A 22,731-nucleotide genomic window follows, 5' to 3' on the forward strand; every position below is an offset into this window, starting at 1 on the left:
AGAGATGAGAACAGGGTTAACGAAGTGGTTCGTCACAGGATTCATGGTTCTATTGTTCTTTGGTCTATCTTTTCAAATTGTTTCAGCTAATACACCAGATTTTAGTATGAGAGGTTTTGCTACATTTGATGGCGGAACAACCGGTGGAGAAGGCGGTACCGTCGTCACTGTTGAAACCGGAAGTGAATTAATACAAGCACTTAAGGATAAGGACGCAAATACACCCTTGACTATTTACGTTGATGGCACAATCACGCCAAGCAACACTTCAGCAAGTAAAATTGATATTAAAGATGTATCAGATGTTTCTGTAATTGGTATTGGGACAAATGGGCGTTTGGATGGCATTGGCATTAAAATATGGCGCGCAGACAACATCATTATTCGTAATCTAACCATTCATGAAGTAAGAACAGGAGACAAAGATGCAATTAGCGTTGAAGGACCATCTAATAACATTTGGGTTGATCACAACGAACTTTATGCGAGTTTAGATGTTCACAAGGATTATTATGATGGCTTGTTTGATGTGAAGCGTGATGCTTACAATATTACATTCTCTTGGAACTATGTTCATGATAGCTGGAAAGCGATGCTGATGGGATCGTCAGATAGTGATAATGCAAACCGGAACATTACGTTCCATCATAACTATTTCCAGAATCTTAACTCACGTGTTCCAAGTATTCGATTTGGAGAAGCACACCTTTTCAACAATTACTTTGAAGGAATTATTGAAACAGGGACTAATGCAAGGATGGGTGCTCAATTACTAGTTGAAAACAATGTGTTTGAAAACTCAGTAAATCCATTAGGCTATTGGTACAGCCGAGAAACAGGTTTTTGGAATTTAGCAAATAACTTGTTTATTAATAGTACCGGAAGTCAGCCAACTGATTCAACAACTAATTATACAGTTCCATATCAATACGAGCTTACGCCTGTTCAAGATGTAAAGGCGATTGTCACTCAATTTGCAGGGGTCGGTGTTGTCCAGCCATAGTCGTGCAGTTTAAATAGATTAGCACTATTTTATATAGCTACGGAGCTGGCTTTAATTCCACATCGGGAAGAGAGTCAGCTTTTTTTATGTAGAGAGATATTAATAAGCAAAAGAGCTCATGGGGGTAGAACGAGTTAGTAATTACCTTACCTAATTTTTAATTAATAAATAGCAGTAACAGCCAATGATTCTCAATAGAACAATTAGCTGTTAATTAATTTTAAACAACCTGATAGGGGTGGTCATCACCTTTAAAGCCAGCAATAATTCCTTTCAATCCACTTTCAGCCATCGAAAAGGTGGCTTCTTCTGTAAAAAAAGCATAGTGTTGCGTAAAGATAACGTTAGGGAATTGTTTTAAATAAAAGAGCGGACGTTGATTAACAATGCGCGTGCCCATATCAAAGTGAGAAATACCGGCTTCTTCCTCCAAAGTATCCAGCGCAGCTCCGCCAATCCACTCTGTTTCAAGAGCGTCAATTAAATCCTCGGAATGAATTAAACCACCACGAGAGGTATTAACAAGGAGAACACCCTTTTTCATTTTAGCAATGGTTGCTTTATTAATCATATGGTAGTTTTCATCAGTTAATGGAACATGAAGCGAAATAATGTCACTTTCTTGATAGATGGTGTCAAGGTCAACATATTGAATGTGTGCATTAACAGATTCACCTTTGCTATAAGCGAGAATTCTGCAACCAAACCCACTTAATATATCGATAACAGATTGGCCAATTTTTCCGGTCCCAATAATACCGACCGTCATCTGGCGAAGCTCTCTCCCTTGTAGACCAGCTAAGGAAAAATCATTGACAAGTGCTCGACAAATAGATACTTTTATTTTTCTAAGGAGCATTAGCATGGTCATTACGGTAAATTCCGCAACATTGTATGGTGGATAATTCGCATTACTGACATGAATGTTAAGCTCTTTAGCACTCTCAATGTCAATGTGATCAAAGCCGATTGTTCGTGTGGATAAATGACGGATACCAAATGCTTTCAATTGCTGTAAAATAGCCCGATTTATTAGACTATGGCCGAGTACTGTTACCCCCTGATAGCCCTCTGCTAGGTTGACATTGTCAAGGGTAAGGGGATCGGCAATAATGGTAAGCTCGATTCCTAGCTGTTTCTCTAATACCTGTAAGCCTTGTTTTTCAAATGGCATCACATTATAAGCAGTAATTTTCATAATACGCTCCTTCTGACTTGATGTACCTTAATATTTGCATAGATTTCAAGATTAATTATACTGTAGTTGTCAAATAAGTCAGCAAACTTGTTCGATAAGTTAACGATTAAAGGATAAATGCTATAATATTGGTGGAGGTGAGTGATTAATATGGACAATAAAGTGATTGTAATCGGCGCTGTAGCTGGTGGTGGCAAAACAACTATAACTAATCACTTAGTTAACTGTTTTACTAATGCAAAAGCGCTTTACTTTGACGATTATGATTTCGATGGGCCCAATGATATTATTAGTTGGGTAAATAATGGTGCTGATTATAATGACTGGGATTTACAGCCTTTACTAGCTGATGTTAATGTATTAAAAGATCGTTACCGTTTTATTATAGTTGATTACCCATTCGCTTATCAAAATAAACAACTAAGTCCCCTTATCGATCTGGCAGTATTCATTGATACACCTCTTGATATTGCGTTAGCGCGGCGCATACTTCGTGATGACCAAAATAAATTAACAGAACAGATTTTTACAGACCTTGGTCATTATTTGGACGCTGGTAGAGACGGCTATACACAAATGCTGAAATGTATAAAACCTAATTCTGATGTCGTTATTAACGGCTGTCAATCAGTAAAAGCAATTACAGATGAGATAATTATGCATATGATGCGAAGCAATGTCGATCATTGTTGATGTACATAAGAATGACGAGAATGATCATGTAATTTAGCGGAAATAATTTACTTGTTAAAGCCTTATTACAGAGGTAGCTGGATTATTACCCAGCTACTTTGTCTGTTTTGCAACTGAGAATGATATCCATTAACAATTTACTTTTTAATTGCATCTTTCTTACGCCGTCATGGCTGTGATCGTGGGGGCAAAGTAAGAATTCGTTTTACTTACTCTGACTTGCTCTCTTGGAGAATTAATTAATGGTAATATTATGACAACTGAGGTGAAGGTCATGAAGCATTATTGCGTAAATGAGCAGGAATACATAATTAGACAAGCTGTTCCAACAGATGCGGAACAGTTAGCAAGGGTAAGATACCAAATTGATGGTGAAACAGAGATGATGGATCGTGTCCAAGGGGAGGCGCTGCTGACTGAAAGAGACTTTTGTACCCTAATAGAATCTGATCAGCAATTAAGCAATCATCTTTTTTTGGTTGCAGAAATAGATCAGCACATTGTCGGTTTCTTACGATGTGAGGGCAGCCAATTGCAAAGAAGCTGTCACCATGTTGAACTTGGCGTTGCAGTCCTGAAAAATTACTGGGGGCTGAGGATTGGTCAGCACATCATTAACCAAGCAATTGAGTGGGCAATGACAACTAAGTTGCGGAAAGTAAGCTTGAAGGTTGTCGAGATTAATGAAAAAGCAGTCATGCTTTACCAGAAACTCGGGTTTGTAGAAGAAGGACGGTTAAAGGAGGACAAGCTGCTATCCGATGGCTTGTATTATGATACGCTATTACTAGCTAGATATATCTAGGAATGTTAAATAATCTTCTTAACGTACTTAAAATGCTCACCATCATTAGCACTTCTGTGTTAGAATGGTCTCTATGTCAATGCACGAGTGCGGAAAGATAGTGCCTAGTAATAGAGGGGAGCCAATGAAGCGATGTTTAAGCTAACAAAATATACAAACCTTTTTATGTGGAAATGGATGTTCCTTGCAACAATAGTTGGTATTGGTGGGGGTGTATCAGCTTTAATTTTAAATGCTACAATTGATCTTTTTGCTGTCGTGGGTCGCCAAGTACCACTTTGGATTGCACCGGTCATCGGTGGTGTATGTATAACCATCTTTGCAAGAATTGATAAGAATGTATTGGGTTCAGGATCACCAAAATATATTGATGCTGTTAATCTTAACCAAGGAAATATGTCTCGACGAACATGGCTAGCTAAGCTAGTCGCTTCAGCATCAACAATTGGTTTTTTTGGAAGTGGTGGCGTTGAGGGACCGATGCTGCTAATGGGAGGTAGCTTTGCCAACATCTTGACCAAGCTGCCTAAGCTAAGTAATTGGTTGGATAAAGAAGATAAACGGATTCTAACTATTTGTGGGGCCGCCGGAGCAATTGGAGCAATCTTTCGTTCACCACTTGGTGGTGGGATATTTGCAGCTGAAATTCTGTATAAATCATCGTTGCATTATAGCGATATGTTTCCAGCCATTTTATCCTCGACGGTTGGTTTTGTGGTCTATAGCACAATTGGAACTGCAACTCCGTTGTTTGCCATGTCCAATTATTTAACAAATCCGGCTAATATTCTATACTATGTGCTAGCTGGGGTTTTAGCTGGCTGGGCGTCAGTATCATTTATGAAATTGTTCCATTGGCTTGAGGACTTTGGCGCATGGTTAGCTAAGTATGGCCTGGGTAAATATTTACCTATTATTGGCGGTATGTTGACGGGTGCTATTTTGCTTTTTTTTCCGGATGCAGGAGGCACGGGTACAGCATTTATTCAATCTTTAATTGACCAATCCTTTATGACTAGCTTTTTACTCGCGCTCTTGTTTGCAAAAATGCTTGCCACAGCATTTACGGTTGGCTTACGAGGAAGCGCAGGCTTAGTAATCCCTGCTTTATTTATTGGTGCTGTTACAGGGAGTATACTAAGTAATTTATTTGCAACCGGTGCGAATGGTCTAAGCAACGCTTTAATTATTTCGGGTATGGCTGCAAGTCTCGCCAGTATCGCAAATGTGCCAATTGCAGCCGCCGTCATGCTGATTGAAATGGTCGGCTTGCAGGTTGGTGCCTCAGCAGTCGTCGGAAGTGTAATGGGTTATGCTGTTGGTCACAAGCAAATGATTTATATTAATATGAGTCATAACGAACCAGACTATCGGGCAGCCAAAGATTTTAGAAAGCTTGATCGCTACTTTGATTAGCAATAACCTTAACCCCACCACTAAGTTGGTGGGATTAAGGTTATTAGGATTAAAGATTAAAGTGTTTCTAAGATATCGATTCGCCCACCATAGGAGAGTTCTGGCCAAGTCTTGACTCGCTCAATTACTTCGTCAAGGTTATCAGCAGTAATAATGGATATTCCGAAAAGCTTCCCCTCAAATTTTGTGGCACCCTCAGAAGTAACAGTGCTTACGCCGGATCCGGCAAAACGTTCCAATTCAAAACCATCCGCTTCTAGTTTATTCAACCAATCCCAGAGCTGCTCAATGTTTTCAGACAGATGTTCATTTGGCACTTCACCACCATTGTATGCAAGTAATAGCTTAATAAGATCACCTCCAACAATATTAGTTGCATTTTGAAACTGAATTAATTATACTGTAACTAGAAACAGAAAGTCAAGGAGCTGATCTTCATGAAAGGAAAAGGATTTCGATCTAATTGTCCAATTAATTATGGTTTAGAAATGATAGGGGATGGTTGGTCGTTATTAGTTGTGCGTGATATCATTTTTGCCAATAAACACACATTTGGAGAATTCATCCAATCAGAAGAGGGGATTGCCCGTAATATCCTTTCAAATCGCTTAAATAAGCTAATTGAAAAAGGGATGATTAAGAAGGAGGATCATGTGTCTGATAAAAGAAAGGACTATTATCAATTGACAGAGAAAGGAATTAGGCTTGTTCCTGTTTTAATTGAATTGTCGCTTTGGAGTTCAGAGCAAGAGCCAGAGACAGCTGACCAAGCCAATTGGATAAAAAAGGCCTCGTTGACAAATGAGGAGCTGATTAGCCTGACTCATATCGCTGTAAATGCGGGGAAATCGCTGTTTGATGTTATATAATTGATAAGAAGGGAAGATCGCCCATAATCACATCAGAAGTCTAGGCGATCTTTAGAAATATCATTAAACTTTTAACAATAAATAAATAAAGTAAGGTGCCCCAATAAATGAAGTAATTAAACCAACAGGTATTTCCGATGGAGCTAACAGTGTTCGAGCGAGCATATCAGCAATAAGCAATAATAAAGCTCCCATAAGAGCCGCGGCGGGAATGACATAGTTATGATTAGCTCCCACCCATTTTCGGGTTAGATGGGGAACGATTAATGCTAAAAAGGCAATTCCACCCCCGACAGCAACTGAGGATCCTGCTAAAGCAACTGCAAGAAACAGTAGCTTCGCTCGTTCCTTCTCAACTTCCACACCAAGTCCAATTGCGACTGGATCACCTAACGTAAAAAAATTTAAATAATTAGCTTTGTAGATAGCAATAGGTAGGAGAATGATGGTCCATGGTAAGATGGCAAACACCTGATTCCAACTACTGTTTGAAATGCTTCCAGACAACCAAATTGTCGCCTGCATAAAGTCATTTGGATGCAGGCGTAACTGTAAAACAATTAAGCCAGCTCCAAAGGCAGCATTGACAGCTATTCCGACTAGAATAAGGCGGGTTGCTGTCACTCCCTTTTTCCAGGCAAGCAAATAGATGAGTAAAGCAGCAATAACCCCACCTAGGAAAGCGACAAAAGGTAATAATAACACAGAGAACTGGCTAAATAATTGACTTGAAGCTCGATAGAAGGATAAGAACAAGACAACGGCGAATCCAGCCCCTGAGCTAATCCCTAATATACTGGGGTCAGCAAGTTCATTCTGGGTAATCCCTTGGAAAATTGAACCAGAAACAGCTAAGCCAGCCCCCGCTAAGAGTGCAAGGAAAAGACGAGGTAGCCGGAATTGAAAAATCACCAATTGATTTTGACCTTGATCAAGTCCAATTAGCACCCTAAAGATATCCTGGAATGGAATGCGAATAAAGCCCGTATTTAAGCTAACAAAAAAGATCAAGATAATGAGAATGAATAGTATGCTTATAATAAAGCCTGGTTTTTTAATAGTTGATTGCATTAATTATTGCCCCCTTTACGTGCCAGATAAAGTAAGAATGGCACGCCAATTAAAGCTGTCATGGTGCCGACTGGTGTCTCAAAGGGTGGATTTATCATGCGTGCGCCAATATCAGCAAGCACAAGCAAGAGTGCTCCTAAAATGGCAGAGCAAGGAATAATCCAGCGGTAATCTGCTCCAACTAAGAAGCGCGTAATATGCGGGATGACGAGTCCAACAAAACCGATCGTTCCAGCAATTGAGACGGCCGCTCCAGTAAGTAGAAGGACAACTAAAATGGCAAGAATGCGAATATGATTAATTTCAACTCCAAGCCCAATGGCAACCTCTTCACTAAGACTAAGGATTGTAATTGAGCGAGATAAGACCATTGCGCCAATTAAGCCAATGGTAACAACGGGGATAATTACTTCTAATGTAGCCCATCTTGTTCCAGCTACGCCTCCAGCAAACCAAAAACTAATATCTCTTGCGACATCAAAATGAATTGCAATAGCTGAAGATAGAGATTGTAGAAATGCAGATATTGCTGTTCCAGCTAAAGCGAGCTTAACTGGTGATAAACCCCCTCTAGAGAATGCACTTAACCCGAACACGGTTGTCGTTCCAAGACCAGCACCGATAAAAGCAGAAAGCATCAACCCCAGTGAAGTTGTACCTGGAAAAAAAGCAAATGCAAGAGCAATCATAAAAGCTGCCCCAGCAGATATGCCCATAATGGAAGGGGAAGCTAAAGGATTTCGTGTGACCCCTTGCATAATTGCTCCTGACACGGATAAACAAGCGCCAACAGCTACAGCTGCTAGTGTACGAGGGATTCGCAGCTCATAAACAACTTGGTGACTCGTTAAAGATACGTCATAACTGACAATGCTTTGCCAAATGGTTGTTAGTTCAATCTCGGCAGCACCGAATAAAATGGAGGCAATCATGCTAATTACTAATAAACCTAGGCCAAAGAGAATAATAAAAATGCCTACTATGGAGCGCTTAATTGGTGACTTGGTTAATGGTTGTTGGTGATTTGGATAATCTTTCATTACATGCCGTCCTTTAAAAAAATTAATTTTTTACTATCTTACCATATTAATAGTCAGATCAATATGTAGCTCGAGTTGTCTACTTGAGCTAGTTTGCTATTGACAATTATAGCATCTTAAAAAAAGTGTTGTAAATGAGAATGAAAATTGTTATCATTTAAAAGAAGTTTTTAATTATGCTTATGGAGGAAAAAAATGGGAAATAAATTAAAGAAACTTATTTATTTTGGGTTAATTGTATCCCTTTTAACTTTGGTGGCATGTAGCCCATCAACTGATACAGATGCAGACGAGCAAACAAATTCAAACGACGAGCAAACAAGTGATACTCGTGTTTTAACAGATGCAGTTGGTAATGAAGTCGAGGTACCAGCAAATCCAGAGCGTGTGATTGCCTCTTATTTAGAGGATCATTTAATTGCGCTTGACATCACACCAGTTGCACAATGGTCAATTCAAGATGGAGCGAGCGTTCAGGATTACTTACAAGACCATTTGCAGAATGTAGATACCATTCCGAGTGAATTGCCATTTGAAGCGGTAGCAAGCTTTAATCCGGATTTAATAATCCTTCCTTCAGCTAGTTCGGTTGAGGAAGGCACTTACGATCAGTATGCACAAATTGCCCCAACTTATATTGTAAGTGAGGAAACGAATGAAGATTGGCGTGAGAACCTCCAACGCATTGCAGAAGTGTTTGGATTAGAGGAGCAAGCAGAACAGGTTCTTAGTGATTATGAAGCTAAAGCTTCTGAGGCAAGTCAGCTTATTGAACAGGCAATTGGCGATCAATCAGCCGCTGCGATATGGTTTGTTGCAGATACCTTCTATATTGTTGGTGACGCTGTATCTAGTGGTGCTGTTCTGTATCAGGATCTCGGAATAGCAGTACCTGCCGTTGTGGAAGAAGTGTCAAGTGCAGCAACAGGGAACTGGTCACCAATCTCATTGGAAAAACTAGCAGAGTTAGATGCTGACCACATCTTTTTAATTAATAGCAGTGATTCAGGTGAAGTCTTCGATGACCCCATCTGGTCTAATATTCCTGCTGTTGCCCAAGGTAATGTTTATGAATATGCAGCAGAAACAAGCTGGTTATATTCAGGGACAATTGCCAACGAGCAGATTATTGAAGCTGTTTTGGCAAACCTAACAACTGAATAGAAAATAGCGGGTGCATTGATGGGGCCGCTGAAAATGTCCGAAAAGATAGGGATATCCATTTTAGCGTGGGTATCCTATCTTTTTTTATAGAGCGTTTTCTTGAAAAGTGTTGCTATAAAGAGTTGGAAATGTAAAAATGATACTAAAACGGTAAGGGGTTCGTCTGAATGAAAGAATGTCTTTTTTGTAATATTGATTTAGTAGCACAACAACAAGTCATAACTCAGAATGAACATTGTCTTTTCCTACAAACTCCACAAGAAGTTTAATTGGCTCAGGACTAATAGTTCCAATTAAGCATCGAGAAACAGTTTTCGCCTTAACGGAAGAAGAGTGGTCCGCAACATACTCTTTACTACAAGAAGTAAAAGCTATCTTGGATGAAAAACATCAAGCAGATGGGTATAACATCGGTTGGAACTGTAATGCTGTTGGTGGTCAGCACATCATGCATTCGCACCTACATGTTATCCCTCGATTTAGTGATGAACCCTATGCTGGGAAAGGAATTAGACACTGGCTAAAAAGTTTAGATAACAAGCGAAAAACAGCAGGTCATTTTAAATGACGGTATCCGTTTGAAATTAAGGTTTGGCTCGATATTAATTGAATTGCATTTGAAGCTTTCTTTTCATCTTGGTTTTTATTCAATTCAAGAAATCGAAATGCCATTAAACATACCAAACAAGCATGCACAAGTTAATCTGAATTCAAGTAAAGCAGTGGATAGCAAATCTCCCTAGTTTTATCAAAGTTAGATACATATTTCGGTATACGAGAAATGAATATATATTAAATCCTTTTTATACCCCTCTATAAAAGGGTATATTTTTAATGAGTTTGATAAGATATAAACAGATCTAAAATAGATAGGATGTCGACAAGATGGAGAGAAAGTTGTTTGAAAGGGTTCTACAAAAGGTCTTAATAGTTAAGACATACAGTTTGCTAGAGGAAACCATTGAACAGTTAGAACAAACTCGCCAGATTGAAATTGATGAATCAAAAGGAAGAGGAGAAGTTTTTGATAGAGTAGATCGCATCTCTCAACGTTCCATTTCAACGGAATTAAAAGGAGAAAATAATCCTAATTGGCTAAATAATATCCTCACTCATTATAGCGATATGCAAATTAGTAATTATCTTCGCTTAGTTGCAAATCTACAGAGCAAGCATGAGGGAGTAGGTATAGATTTTTCTTTGGATAATTTTATAGAGGATGAAACTTTATATCTTTCTGAACTGACCAATAATTTTATTCGAGATTTCTCTGAGAATGTAAGCTCGTTAGATATTTTCTTGTCTGATTATGAGGAAGATACCTTAAATGAACTATTTTCAATTCTAATTAAATTAGTAGAAAAAGCATCTTTAACAGCGGAGGAAGAAGATATATGTTGGAAGATTATTGAATCTTTAGAGGAGGAACAAAATAATGAGTTTGAACAACAAGGAGAATAGGAAATTTAGAACAACATGGTTTGTTACACGCCCACAACGTGATCCACAGTACTTTCCAGAGGCTCTGAAAGCGCTGAAGGAAGCCACTAATAATTTTACTGAGAAATGGAACTCTAATCGTACTATTCAAAAAAAATACGAGGAAGTTTTAGCTTCTAAAGGATTAAAACGTAAGAATATATCAGCTGATGGATCTGGTGGTCGAACATGGGCTGCAATGCTTCGAACATATAGCTTTGTCTATTTAATGGATGATGGAAGACTGGTCCCTACAAAAGTGGGTTTGGCATTGATATCGGGAAAGAATGTTTATGATAATATTCGTAAACAACTGTTAACGCTTCAAATCCCTAATGCATACTTTAATTCTTCTGGGTTTCGACCTAAGTATGAGGAAGGCTTTCGTATTCGTCCCATTCTTTTCTTACTTCGATTGGTTAATTCTAAGGAAATAGACTATTATGTAACGAAAGAAGAGATTACTTATTTTGTAATGTTTGCTAGGCAAGATAGCGATTTAAAAGACATTATTAAAAAAATTAGTGTATATCGTAAGCTTGATGATGAAGATAAAAAAATGGAAAAGGAATGTATTGCTTTATTAGACCATCGTGAACGTTCTGATAAACTAGCTCGGGACTTTGAAGCTGCTAACGGTGATGTTGCTCACACTCTAATGCTACAACTTAGTTACACAGAACTCGTTGATTACGTTAATGCTACGCTCCAGATCCCAAAAAATTCGACAACAGAGCTTATAATTAAATTATTACAGGAATTTGATGAGCGATATCCGTTCAATACGCGTTATGAAATTTCAGAAGCACGTTTTGGTGAAAGCGCAGGTCTTGATATTGAGAGCTATAAATCTAGAGTAATCACATATGAGAAAGTAGCATCCAATAAATCTAAGGAACATAATCTAGTTATGAATGTTTTGGCTAATTTCCCAAACTTAGCAGGAGAAAGCTATGATAAAATTTTTGAAATAACTTCTGCTATTTTTCCACCAAAAAAAGCAAACGAGATGGCATTAGAAATTCAGTCGATGTCTGGTACAAGTACGCCGAATATTGATGAAGATTTTATTACATCATACTTAAACCAAACAGATGATTTAGAATTCGAACGTCAATCTGTTGAGATTCTTCGTGCATACGGTTTTGAGACAGTCATACATCCTACGCCAGTTGTTGAAGGAGTTCGGACCAGTATTGATATATTAATTCATATTGATGAATCAAACGTTGCAATTTTAGATGCGAAAAACTACCGGAAGAAATTTGCCCTGTCTGCTAATCTAGCAAACCATATGGCAACTGAGTATATTCCAGAATATAACGGATACTCTGGAAAAAAAGTTCGTTATTTTGGGTATATTACCGCTTCCAGAATTGGTGGTGTATCTAATATGAGAAAAATTGTTGATAAAGCTGCAAATTATAGTGAAAATCTAAAAGTTTCAGGAGCTTTAATCTCTGCCTCAGCAATTTTAGGGTTGCTAGATTATTGTATAGAAAATGATATATCTATTGAAAAACGAAAATCTTATTTTGTTGAACTTTTAAACGATAATGTTGGTTATGAAACATATAGTCAAATAGCGCATCGTTTGAAATTGAATTAATCAATAATATAGCTCCTGCTTGGTTAGGGAATTGATTTTTTCTCGACATATGCTAAACTAGGAATACAAAGCATATGCTAGAACGTTAGTTCTTGTTTGGGAGGCTTATTATTATGATATTTAGAACAGCAGAATTGTTTGCAGGACCTGGTGGAGGTGCGTATGCTGCTAAAACTTCACGTTTTGTAGATCAGAACGAAGAGGAATGGGGTTTTTCCCATGTTTGGGCGAATGAATATGACAAAGATACCGTTGATACGTATAAATTAAATATTTTAGAAGACCCCAATGCAGAGACAGTTTTTTGTCAGGATGTTAGAACATTTGATTTAACTGATCATGAACGACTTTCAGATATTGATGCTCTAATTTTTGGTTTTCCGTGTAATGACTATTCTCTTGTCGGAAAACAAAAAGGCCTTGAGGGAGATTTTGGTCCGCTTTACACATATGGGGTTAAAGCATTGAAAGAATTTCGTCCAGACGTTTTTGTAGCTGAAAATGTTGGAGGACTGTCTTCAGCAAATGAAGGAGAGGCGTTTATTCAGATACTTAAAGAGCTTGAAGAGGTAGGTTATGTTATAACACCTAATTTTTATAAATTTGAACAATATGGTGTACCACAAGCACGGCATCGTATCATTATTGTAGGAATTCGGAGAGATCTTGCTGAGCAAGGAATAGAATTTAAAGTTCCTGCGCCAACGACGCCAACAGTATCCGATTATAGAACAGCTGGACAGGCACTTACAAGTCCTCCCATTCCTAATAATGCTTTTAATCATGAACATACCAATCATAACAAACGAACAGTTGATATGCTGTCTTACATTCCCGAAGGTGGTAATGCGTGGGTAGAGTACATTCCAGAAGAGCTACGTTTAAAAGTGAAAGGTGCTAGATTGAGTAACATTTATAAGAGGCTTGATCGAAATAAACCATCGTATACTGTCACTGGTTCAGGTGGTGGAGGAACACATATGTATCATTGGAATGAAAATCGTGCTTTAACCAATCGTGAACGGGCTAGGCTACAGACATTTCCAGATGATTTTTATTTCCAAGGTGGCAAAGAGAGTGTACGTAAGCAAATTGGGATGGCAATACCACCAGAAGGACTTCGGCATATTTTGATGGCCATTTTAAGAACGTTTGCTGGTGAAGAATATGCTTGGGTGGAGCCAACTAAGAAACTTCAAGTAAACACTTTGTATAAAGAAACTGGTAACGAGATTGCATCCTTAGTGAAGGTGTAGTTTCACAGATGCTATTAAAGTAGTTAACTGGTAACTTATCTGTTTGTAAGAAGAGACGGTCAACTTCTGGGGGGTTAAAAGTTATAAGTTGACCGTTTTATACCTTTCTTTATTTTCCATATAGAGAATTCCGCTTAAGATCGCCTTCGCTGATTGTATACAGCTTTTTGTGATAAGATAAATGTGTTAAAATAGTTGCAAAAGTGGGTGTGGGCATGAAGCATTCAATAACAGAAATCTTAAATTATTTAAAGAGTCATGTTAATGAAGGCATTTCGATAGCTGAAATTGCTAACCATTTCGGCTATAGTAAGTATCATTTTAGTCGTACGTTTAAAAAGATCACTGGCTTTTCACCTAAGTCCTATTTAGCTGCTATCAAAATTGAGCAGAGTATTGAGCAATTATTAAAAGAGAAACGAACAGTGCTGAGGGCTCACCTTCAGGTTGGTTACTTAAGCTCAAGTACTTTTTCACAAAGTTTTAAAGACAGCACAGGACTGTCCCCAAAACAGTATCAGCTTCAAGTCAATCAGCTTCATCAATTTCTTCAGGAGGAAGCAGAGAATATTGACCTGCGAAATACAATTACATATAAAGGTAAGCTTGAAAACACAGCCAACCAATGCCATGTTTATCTTAAGTACCCTGATTCATTTAATGGGGGTATTACTTTTGTTGGTTTATTCCACCATCCTATCCCTGATCACTCCCCTATTATCGGACAAGCAGTATTAAAGAAACAACACACATCCTTTATAAATATCCCAGATGGTGATTTTTATCTGTTAGCTTGTTGTATTGAGAAAAGTCATAACCCAATTAATTATTTTGTTCTTAAGGATGCCCTAAGAGGTAAAGTTGAGAAAAGGTTGTCATTTAATGCAGAGCACCCTGTTCATTCGGTAGAATTGCAGTTGCGTCCGCCTTTACCAGAGGACCCACCCATTATTATTAATCTTCCGCAATTGCTTAAAGAAGCCTTAATGAAATAACATGATTGTTAACTTAAGCAAGCTTGACAATTTCTATTTTAATTAATGTTTTTGTTCAGTACATGTTGTAAATCACTGTAATCATTCGCTGTCTTATTTTCCCTAATCTGTATTTTGTAGATCAAAAATGATCAGGCCTATTGCGTAACCAAAGCACTTAAACAAGCCTTTTTGTTGAATAAAAAACTGTTACTAGCATCGCTTCTTTTTGAGAATGATTAGTGATGAGCAAAAGTAATCTGATTTGTAGCTGCTAGCGTTAGTTCGAAAAGCTTAACCTGTGTTGAGAAGATGACATAAAAAGGTGCTCACTCGAAAGTAGCGTGGGCATATGCTAATGTAGATAATTTTATCTCCATCAAGTTTTAATAAAAGCTAGGAGGGAAAAAGATTAATGCATTATTATTACTGTAGTTATCCTCAATATTACAGCTTTCAGCCTGTGCCTATCTCTTACATGAGAACGGCAACACAACAACAACGCTTGACTGATCAAGGGCCAAAGCCTTTCGTTGTAAACATTGATCAGGGAGCCAAATCAAATCGCAATTACCGAACGGCCATATGGACTGGTGATCATTTGCAGGTAACCCTAATGAGCATTGACGTAGGTGATGATATTGGTTTAGAGGTGCACCCAGATACAGATCAGTTTTTAAGAATTGAACAAGGTCAGGCACTCGTTCAAATGGGAGAAAAGGCTGATCAATTAACGCTTAATCGACATGCAAATGAAGACTTTGCTATTATGGTTCCAGCAGGCACTTGGCATAATGTGATTAATACCGGACATGTACCACTTAAGCTCTATTCAATTTATGCCCCACCTCACCATCCTTTTGGGACTGTGCAGGCAACCAAGGCGGAGGCAATGGAGGATGAAGAAGCCAAGTAGCCAATCTTATTAATAAATGAGGCGACGGATCGTGACCAACTTTACTTTCAATTTTGAAAAATATGAAAAAGAAGATTTTGATCGCTATTATCAGCTTGTTTGTAATGAAAAGGTGATGGCAATGGTAGCTGAACGTACCATTCCATATCATGAGGCATGCGAAAACTTTCGCTCACTTATTTACGAAAATGGTCGGTTTGAATCATTTGGTATTTATAAAGTAATCGAACAACCAACAATGACCTACATTGGATTGGCGAAATTAGAATTTATTCATAAAGATGATTGCATGGCTGAAATAGGCTACATGCTTTTGCCACAGTTTTGGGGTAAAGGAAGGGGCTCGGCAATTGCGGGAGCAATGATGGAGAAAGCAAGGAATATTTATGGTCTCAAAAAAGTCTCAGCAATTATTGATCCAAAGAACTTGGCATCTAGAAGGATACTAGTGAAGCAAGGATTTCGGACAGTTCGAGTATGTGAAATTGCCGGAATGACAGCTGAAATTATGCACACTCGACTGGTACCTTAACTAACTAGAAAATTAGAGTAGCTTCCGCTTAGGTAGCTACTTTTTAATATAGTTATGTAAGATAGCGATGACAAGAGCTTGTTAGAAAAGGATAAAATTCATTTAGAAATTTTTAAGACCTGAATTATGAAAAGAAAACGAATGATCTGTATAATAGCTGTAAATGGATAAGAACAAATGAAAAAGGGAGAATGTATATGGAGATAAGGACGTTAGAGAGAATAAAATTAGATGCATTGTGTGACTGTTTTAATTTAGCTTTCTCAGATTATGTCGTACCACTACAAATGACAACTGAGCAACTCGAACGCAAATTTAAGCTAGCACGTGTTGAGTTAAGTTTGTCATTTTGTGCAGTGGACAATGATCAACTCGTTGCGTTTGTCTTGCATGGGGTAGATTGGATAGAGAACAAAAAGACACTTTTTAATGCTGGAACAGGTGTCATCCCTACATATCGTGGTCAAAGATTGGTAGAGAAAATCTATCAATTTGCTCAACCACACATGTTAAAGAATCAAGTTCAGCACTATCAGTTAGAGGTAATTCAGTCTAATCAGAAGGCAATTAGAGCCTACCAAAAGGTTGGCTATCAGATAACTCGAGAATTGGTGTGTTTTAAGGGAGAGATTAAGCAGACTCAGGTATTAGCTGATTTATCAATTGTTATTGAACAGAGACCAATACCGACGCTACCATTTAAGGAGCTAGCAGCATATGTGGATTGTAACCCAGCCTGGGAGCAATCTTTTGCAGCAATTAAACAAAATCCTGAGGGTTTAACGGCTTTTGTGGTTCGAGTTAACGACCAGCTAGCTGGTTATCTGATTGTACATAAAGGTAAAGGCTCAATTGTTCAGTTTGCAGTAGATCCTCAGCAGCGCAAGCAAGGCTTAGCGACTCGATTATTTAATGAACTAAGTAAGCATTCAGCGACAGTTTCAATTGTCAATGTGGACAAGCGTGCCACTGCTGTAATTGAGTTCTTAACTAAGATAGGTTTAGAGCCATTTGTTGAGCAGTACAAAATGGAATTGGAAGTTTAAATTGTAGTATAAAGGGGTTCTGCTATAATGCGGACCCATTATTAATTCTATTTAATAATGTTACGTTTTCATTAATAAAAGATCGCTTGCATCACCTTTCTTTAGTTGTGAGTAGACATATAGAATGGTTTAAAGAAAAGACAAAAGGAGCGGACTTAGAATAATTTAAACCCGATTATTTTTGGCCTGAAAAATCGGGTTACTGTTTTTCAATCATGATAATCTAGACTTGGTTGGGGGGATAAAATGGATTCATTAAAACAGATGAACGCCGCGATTGATTATATTGAGAGCCATTTAACCGAGGAAATTAATATCGAGAGAGTTGCCCAAATTGCCATGACGTCTTCTTATCATTTCAAACGGATGTTTTCGCTGCTTGCCGGAATAGCCTTGTCGGATTACATTAGAAGGCGACGATTAACCTATGCTGCTTTTGCATTAATGCGTGGAAAACGTGTGATAGATGTTGCACTCGAGTATGGCTATCATTCCCCAGATGCATTTGCACGAGCATTTGCAAAGCAGCACGGTATCAATCCCTCCCAAGTAAATGGGGCTGGTGTTTCATTAACATCATTTCCAAAATTAACATTTCAGCTTATTATAAGAGGAGGAACAGAAATGAAATACAAAATTGAACATCATGATGCTTTTACAGTGGTAGGCTATAAGAAACGGGTAAAGCTAAGTATAGAGGGAGAGCAAAAAGAGATTACCGATTTTATCTCAAAGATGGAAGCGAATTATGTGCAGCTAGAGCAAATATCAGATGCAGAACCAAGAGGAATCCTACACATTAATGCGAACTATGAAGAAAATGAACGGGGGCAAGGTGAATTAGACTTTTACATCGCCGTTGCGAGCACTAGGGTGGATAAACCACAGTTCGAATCGTTACACATTTCAGCACACACCTGGGCGATTTTCTCAATTGAAGGTGATTGGGATCTAATAAAAGCTAGCTGGGAAAATATCTACACGGAATGGCTCCCAACTTCAGGATATGTTTTAGCTGAAGCACCTGAACTCCTAATTAGTAAAGATAAGGTGACTGAAATTTGGCTCTCCGTTATTGAAGCATAAGTTAGTCATTAAGCGAATGTATCCTTCTTGTGCATTCGCTTAACCACTTTTTTTAGTGGAAAGTAAATTTTTAAAAATAAAAGAACAAAGTACATTGACTAAACAAAGTAGGTGTGTAAAGATATAAGCTAAGGATGAAAGGGTTTACTTAGGAGGGAATATACGATGAATCAAACAACTCTGTTTAATAATGATTGGACTTTTGTCAAAACGAAGCTTGACGTGAAAGATGTGCCACAGACTGGATTTGAATCGGTCCAATTACCACATGATTGGCTCATTTATAATACAGATAACTTGTATGAAGATGGCATTGGTTGGTATAAAAAGCGCTTTAATTATCAAGACAATGATGCCCACGTGTTACTTTACTTTGAAGGTGTTTATATGGATTCTTATCTATATGTTAATGGCCAACTAATGGGCGAGTGGAAAAATGGTTATTCATCATTTGAACATGATATTACAGCAGCCTTAGTAAAGGGAGAGAATGAGCTAGTCGTAAAGGTCGTTCATCAAAGTCCAAACAGCCGTTGGTATTCTGGCGCAGGTATTTACCGTAATGTCTGGTTAAAAACAAGACAAGCAAATTATTTAGAAACAGATGGTATTTACGTTGCGACGAAAGACGAAAACGAACACTGGCTTGTTGAGCTTGAAACAGAATCTGTAACGACCGAGCTGACGCAACTTAGTCATAAGCTGTTTAAAGGTGAACAACTTGTGGCAGAAGATTGTCAGGACGTAAATGATAGAATGACACAACAACAGCTTAAAGTCGTCAACCCAGCGTTATGGTCGATCAGTTCGCCAAGCTTGTATACGCTTGTGACTAGTCTCCAGGATCAACAGGGTAATCTAATTGAGCAAATCACCCAGCAGATCGGATTTAGAAAAATTGCGATGATTCCTAATCAGGGGTTATTTGTAAATGGTGTAAAGGAAAAAATTAATGGTGTTTGTGAGCATCATGATTTAGGCGCATTAGGTGCTGCTTTTAATCCAGTTGCTTTGAAGCGAAGGTTGAAGCTGCTAAAGGAGATGGGTGTGAACGGAATTCGTACTGCTCACAATATGCCAGCAAAAGCCTTAATGAACCTTGCTGATGAAATGGGCTTTTTCGTTTGTTCTGAAGCCTTTGATATGTGGGAACGATCAAAAACACCTTATGATTATGCCCGTTTTTTTAATGACTGGGTTTATCGTGATGTGAAGAGCTGGGTCAAGCGTGATCGCAATCATCCAAGCTTAATCATGTGGAGTATTGGTAATGAAATCTATGATACGCATGCGGATAAGCGTGGCCAAGAAATTAGTCAAATGCTATTAAACTATGTTGAGGAATTTGATCCGAAGCAGAATGGTCGTGTTACGATTGGTTCTAACTATATGCCTTGGGAAAATGCGCAGAAATGTGCCGACATTGTCAAGGTAGCCGGTTATAATTATGCTGAGAAATATTATCAGCAGCATCATCAGGAGCATCCAGACTGGATTATTTATGGAAGTGAAACAGCTTCAGTGGTCCAAAGTCGCGGCATTTATCATTTTCCATACCATAAAGCGATTTTGGCAGACGATGATGAACAATGTTCAGCATTAGGAAACAGTACAACTAGCTGGGGGGCAAAGTCACCAGAAGCTTGTATTATCGCTGAGCGTGATACGCCATTTTCATTAGGTCAATTCTTATGGACGGGTTTCGATTATATTGGCGAACCCACACCATACCATACTAAGAATTCTTACTTTGGTCAGCTTGATACCGCAACATTTCCTAAGGATACTTACTATATTTATCAAGCGGGCTGGACTAACTATAAGACGGCACCAATGGTTCATATCTTCCCTTATTGGGACTTCAACCCTGGGCAAACAATTGATGTCCGTGTTGCATCAAATGCACCAAAGGTCGAGTTGTTTCTAAATGACAAATCGTTAGGTATTAAGGAAATTAACCATGCCCATGGGAAAGAAATTGTACCGATCTGGCAAGTGACTTATCAGTCAGGTGAGTTAAAAGCGATCGCGTATGATGAGAATAACCAAGTTATTGCAACAGATGCGAAGCACTCATTTGGAGAAGTTGAACAGCTAGCATTGACAGCAGATAAAACAGTCATTGAAGCAAATGGTGAAGATCTTATCTTTGTTGAAATTGCTGGAATTGACCACAATGGTTATCCTGTGGAGAATTCAACCAACCGTGTTGCGGTTAAGGTAAGTGGAGCAGGTCGGTTAGTTGGTTTGGATAATGGCGATAGTACGGACTATGATCAATACAAAGGGCTCAGCAGACGGTTATTTAGTGGTAAGTTAATGGCAATTATTGCAGCAACAAATGTGACAGGTTCAATCTGTATTGAAGTAACAGCCAACGGGTTGCCAGCAGTAGCATTAACTGCAGAAGCAGTTGGTTCCGTTGCCAACGATGTCCAAGGGATGGTCTTAACTGAGAATCAAGAGACCGCGATAAAAACAGGCAAAGCAAACGAAGTACCAGTACGAAAAATTGAGCTTAGTTCGAAAGCGGGTCAACAGTTTACTGCTGAGCAAACTGAGATTGAAATAGCGGCAACTATTTATCCAAAGCACACCTCTTATCCTGAGCTTGTCTGGAGTGTTGTAACAGATGAAGGTGTTGAGACGAATATCGCTCAAGTCTTGGAAAAACAAGGCCGTACCATCGTTAAGGCTAAAGGTGATGGGAAATTCCGAGTCAGATGTACTACGAAAAATGGTACTGATAAAGTGAAAATAATTTCAGAGCTAGATCTTGAGGCGACGGGATTGGGTGTTGCCTATAAAAATCCGTATACATTCATTGCAGGTGGTTTATATGATGATCATATCGGGGATGTCTCAAGTGGAAATGAGCGGGGCTTTGCGACCAGTCGAGATAGCGAGACGCAAGTTGGCTTTGTCGATATTGACTTTGGCAAATTTGGTTCAGATACGATCACTATTCCAATCTTTGCATTGTCAAGCGCACAATACCCTATTCAGATTTGGGAAGGTAAACCAAGAACGGAAGGTAGCGTTTTATTAGCTGATGTTATTTATCAAAAAGAATCAATTTGGAACGTGTACCAGCCGGACACCTATAAGCTTGCTAAACGACTTACCGGCTTAACTTCCATTTACTTTTTGCTTAATGAGAAAGTACACATCAAAGGGTTTACCTTTGAACCATATAACCGTGCTTTTAATCAGAACGATGCGGTAGCGGCGGATCAAATATACGGCGATACCTTTACTAAAACAGCAACAGCAGTTGAAGGAATTGGTAATAATGTCTCCCTTAGTTTTGAAGCGTTAGACTTTGGTGAGCACGGTCTACACAAACTTATCATTCATGGTCATTCACCAATTGATAAAAATACGATTCATGTTCGGTTTGAACAAGACGGACAGCAAATTAATCAGCTGATAGAATTTACTGAGTCGGAAGGATATGTGGAGCGTGAATTTGCTTTAGAAACGGTTAAGGGTATGCAAAACGTTACCTTTATTTTCTTGCCAGGCAGTCAATTTGACTTTAGCTGGTTTAAGTTTGAATAAGGTAACAACCAATAGAATCTTGCTCAAGAAGCAGTTGAAGGTCCTCCCTCACTAATAAGTGAGGGTTTTTTGAGCTAAAAATTAAAAAATGACTTAATTTATGTGAATAGCTAAGCGTTTTTATTTTGCTAAAATTAGTTTTTTGGAACAAAGGAAATGTATAAACTTGTAGAGAATATAAAACTATAACTAATTTTGTTACAAATGTGCTACTTTCGTTGTAAAACGATCTGCAAACAAAAAAAGAGGTGTTTAATATGATCTTTTATAAACAAAGTCAGTTATTGAATTTTTTTATCATTATAAATTTACTCGTTCTGTTTGGATGTACTGCAAAGGAAGACAAAAATAATTACGAAATAGAACATGCTACTACTTTTATAGATTACCCTACTTTTCAAGCCTTAATGAGTCAGATTCCTACTTTATTAGACGTTAATCATTATAATTTTAAAGATAGCTCAATGGGAATTGATGCAATTAGAATTGATGAGCGACTTAGCTTTGGTGAACGACAGTGGATTACAGAATCAGGCAAGCTAGAGTCACCTTTAAAATCGACGCAAGAGACATTTTTCTATGAAAATAGTGATCAGAGTCGCTTGATGATTGTTACAGCAGGCTATACAGCCAGTTTTATTGGTAATGACATTGTCTATTACAATGTTAACTCTGGGTACGACATTAATGATGAGCTAGCAGAAGTAAACGATGTCATTACCATTAGTTTTCAAAATTTAATATTTACAGTGATGCAAACCTCTGACAATATTGAAATGGAGGATACTCAGGCGTTCGTGTTAGCTCTTATCGAGGTATTGAATGGATTTACTAATTCGTAACAGCGTTGAAATAGCTTCTTTTTAGTGTATTAGGTTAATGAGACAATTTAATTTAGGAAGGTTTTTAATGGCGATTGTGGTAATCAAGTTTACCTTAATCGCCATTTAGGCTTTTTTTAGGCTAGTCTATTTTTTTCGCTTAGCATGACATAAAATGTTCACAAATTATTA

Annotated in this window: 21 protein-coding genes; 17 read left to right on the plus strand and 4 right to left on the minus strand. The window is 38.2% G+C overall.

Annotation, left to right across the window (positions count from 1 at the left end; genetic code table 11):
- The first annotated feature begins 43 nt into the window (after positions 1–43).
- Positions 44–1,003: a pectate lyase family protein gene (locus BM000_RS06940; protein ID WP_177178244.1), complete on the plus strand. Its 960-nt coding sequence runs from the start codon at positions 44–46 to the stop codon at positions 1,001–1,003.
- A gap of 220 nt (positions 1,004–1,223) precedes the next feature.
- Here BM000_RS06940 and BM000_RS06945 read toward each other — a convergent pair whose 3' ends face one another.
- Entirely contained in the window at positions 1,224–2,201 is a 978-nt protein-coding gene (locus BM000_RS06945; RefSeq protein WP_091496213.1) for a D-isomer specific 2-hydroxyacid dehydrogenase family protein, read from the minus strand.
- A gap of 150 nt (positions 2,202–2,351) precedes the next feature.
- Here BM000_RS06945 and BM000_RS06950 point away from each other — a divergent pair, with 150 nt between their 5' ends.
- From BM000_RS06950 to BM000_RS06960, 3 genes are all read left to right on the plus strand, one after another.
- The gene (locus tag BM000_RS06950) at positions 2,352–2,894 is read left to right on the plus strand and encodes a nucleoside/nucleotide kinase family protein (RefSeq protein ID WP_425425167.1); all 543 of its coding nucleotides are present in this window, start codon (positions 2,352–2,354) and stop codon (positions 2,892–2,894) included.
- A 274-nt stretch (positions 2,895–3,168) separates the two neighbouring features.
- Positions 3,169–3,699: a GNAT family N-acetyltransferase gene (locus BM000_RS06955; RefSeq protein WP_091496215.1), complete on the plus strand. Its 531-nt coding sequence runs from the start codon at positions 3,169–3,171 to the stop codon at positions 3,697–3,699.
- Between the two features lie 132 nt (positions 3,700–3,831).
- A complete protein-coding gene (locus BM000_RS06960; RefSeq protein WP_091496217.1) occupies positions 3,832–5,115 on the plus strand; it encodes a chloride channel protein in 1,284 nt (427 codons plus the stop codon).
- Positions 5,116–5,171: 56 nt separating this feature from the next.
- On the opposite strand, the gene BM000_RS06965 is transcribed toward BM000_RS06960, so the two are convergent.
- Positions 5,172–5,432, minus strand: coding sequence for a hypothetical protein (locus BM000_RS06965; RefSeq protein WP_091496219.1), 261 nt, complete (start codon positions 5,430–5,432; stop codon positions 5,172–5,174).
- Positions 5,433–5,552: 120 nt separating this feature from the next.
- Between BM000_RS06965 and BM000_RS06970 the strand changes: the two genes are divergently transcribed.
- The gene (locus BM000_RS06970; protein WP_091496221.1) at positions 5,553–5,984 is read left to right on the plus strand and encodes a winged helix-turn-helix transcriptional regulator; all 432 of its coding nucleotides are present in this window, start codon (positions 5,553–5,555) and stop codon (positions 5,982–5,984) included.
- 63 nt (positions 5,985–6,047) lie between these two features.
- Here BM000_RS06970 and BM000_RS06975 read toward each other — a convergent pair whose 3' ends face one another.
- The gene (locus BM000_RS06975; protein WP_091496223.1) at positions 6,048–7,055 is read right to left on the minus strand and encodes a FecCD family ABC transporter permease; all 1,008 of its coding nucleotides are present in this window, start codon (positions 7,053–7,055) and stop codon (positions 6,048–6,050) included.
- Positions 7,055–8,095, minus strand: a complete 1,041-nt coding sequence (locus tag BM000_RS06980; protein ID WP_091496225.1) for a FecCD family ABC transporter permease — start codon at positions 8,093–8,095, stop codon at positions 7,055–7,057. Before BM000_RS06980 ends, BM000_RS06975 begins: the two co-directional genes overlap by 1 nt.
- A 195-nt stretch (positions 8,096–8,290) precedes the next feature.
- Here BM000_RS06980 and BM000_RS06985 point away from each other — a divergent pair, with 195 nt between their 5' ends.
- From BM000_RS06985 to BM000_RS07040, 12 genes are all read left to right on the plus strand, one after another.
- Positions 8,291–9,259, plus strand: coding sequence for an iron-hydroxamate ABC transporter substrate-binding protein (locus BM000_RS06985; RefSeq protein ID WP_091496227.1), 969 nt, complete (start codon positions 8,291–8,293; stop codon positions 9,257–9,259).
- Positions 9,260–9,494: 235 nt separating this feature from the next.
- A complete protein-coding gene (locus tag BM000_RS06990; protein ID WP_342708159.1) occupies positions 9,495–9,827 on the plus strand; it encodes an HIT family protein in 333 nt (110 codons plus the stop codon).
- Positions 9,828–10,144: 317 nt separating this feature from the next.
- Positions 10,145–10,720 (plus strand): hypothetical protein, encoded by a 576-nt coding sequence (locus BM000_RS06995; RefSeq protein ID WP_091496229.1) that lies wholly within the window; start codon positions 10,145–10,147, stop codon positions 10,718–10,720.
- Positions 10,695–12,347 carry an AlwI family type II restriction endonuclease gene (locus BM000_RS07000; protein WP_091496231.1) on the plus strand — a complete coding sequence of 551 codons (1,653 nt, stop codon included), beginning with the start codon at positions 10,695–10,697 and terminating at the stop codon, positions 12,345–12,347. Before BM000_RS06995 ends, BM000_RS07000 begins: the two co-directional genes overlap by 26 nt.
- A gap of 113 nt (positions 12,348–12,460) precedes the next feature.
- On the plus strand, positions 12,461–13,603 hold the full coding sequence (locus BM000_RS07005; RefSeq protein ID WP_091496233.1) for a DNA cytosine methyltransferase: 1,143 nt from the start codon (positions 12,461–12,463) through the stop codon (positions 13,601–13,603).
- Positions 13,604–13,818: 215 nt separating this feature from the next.
- Positions 13,819–14,598, plus strand: a complete 780-nt coding sequence (locus BM000_RS07010) for a helix-turn-helix transcriptional regulator (RefSeq protein WP_091496235.1) — start codon at positions 13,819–13,821, stop codon at positions 14,596–14,598.
- 394 nt (positions 14,599–14,992) lie between these two features.
- A complete protein-coding gene (locus BM000_RS07015; RefSeq protein WP_091496237.1) occupies positions 14,993–15,493 on the plus strand; it encodes a cupin domain-containing protein in 501 nt (166 codons plus the stop codon).
- 31 nt (positions 15,494–15,524) lie between these two features.
- Positions 15,525–16,025, plus strand: a complete 501-nt coding sequence (locus BM000_RS07020; protein WP_177178240.1) for a GNAT family N-acetyltransferase — start codon at positions 15,525–15,527, stop codon at positions 16,023–16,025.
- A gap of 197 nt (positions 16,026–16,222) precedes the next feature.
- Positions 16,223–17,071 (plus strand): GNAT family N-acetyltransferase, encoded by an 849-nt coding sequence (locus BM000_RS07025; RefSeq protein ID WP_177178241.1) that lies wholly within the window; start codon positions 16,223–16,225, stop codon positions 17,069–17,071.
- A gap of 246 nt (positions 17,072–17,317) precedes the next feature.
- Positions 17,318–18,157: an AraC family transcriptional regulator gene (locus BM000_RS07030; RefSeq protein WP_091496243.1), complete on the plus strand. Its 840-nt coding sequence runs from the start codon at positions 17,318–17,320 to the stop codon at positions 18,155–18,157.
- Between the two features lie 165 nt (positions 18,158–18,322).
- Complete coding sequence (locus tag BM000_RS07035) at positions 18,323–21,718, plus strand: glycoside hydrolase family 2 TIM barrel-domain containing protein (RefSeq protein WP_091496245.1); 3,396 nt, start codon at positions 18,323–18,325, stop codon at positions 21,716–21,718.
- 257 nt (positions 21,719–21,975) lie between these two features.
- The gene (locus BM000_RS07040; RefSeq protein WP_091496247.1) at positions 21,976–22,560 is read left to right on the plus strand and encodes a hypothetical protein; all 585 of its coding nucleotides are present in this window, start codon (positions 21,976–21,978) and stop codon (positions 22,558–22,560) included.
- Positions 22,561–22,731 lie beyond the last annotated feature (171 nt).

The sequence above is a fragment of the Amphibacillus marinus genome (assembly GCF_900110345.1).
Lineage (GTDB): Bacteria > Bacillota > Bacilli > Bacillales > Amphibacillaceae > Amphibacillus_D > Amphibacillus_D marinus.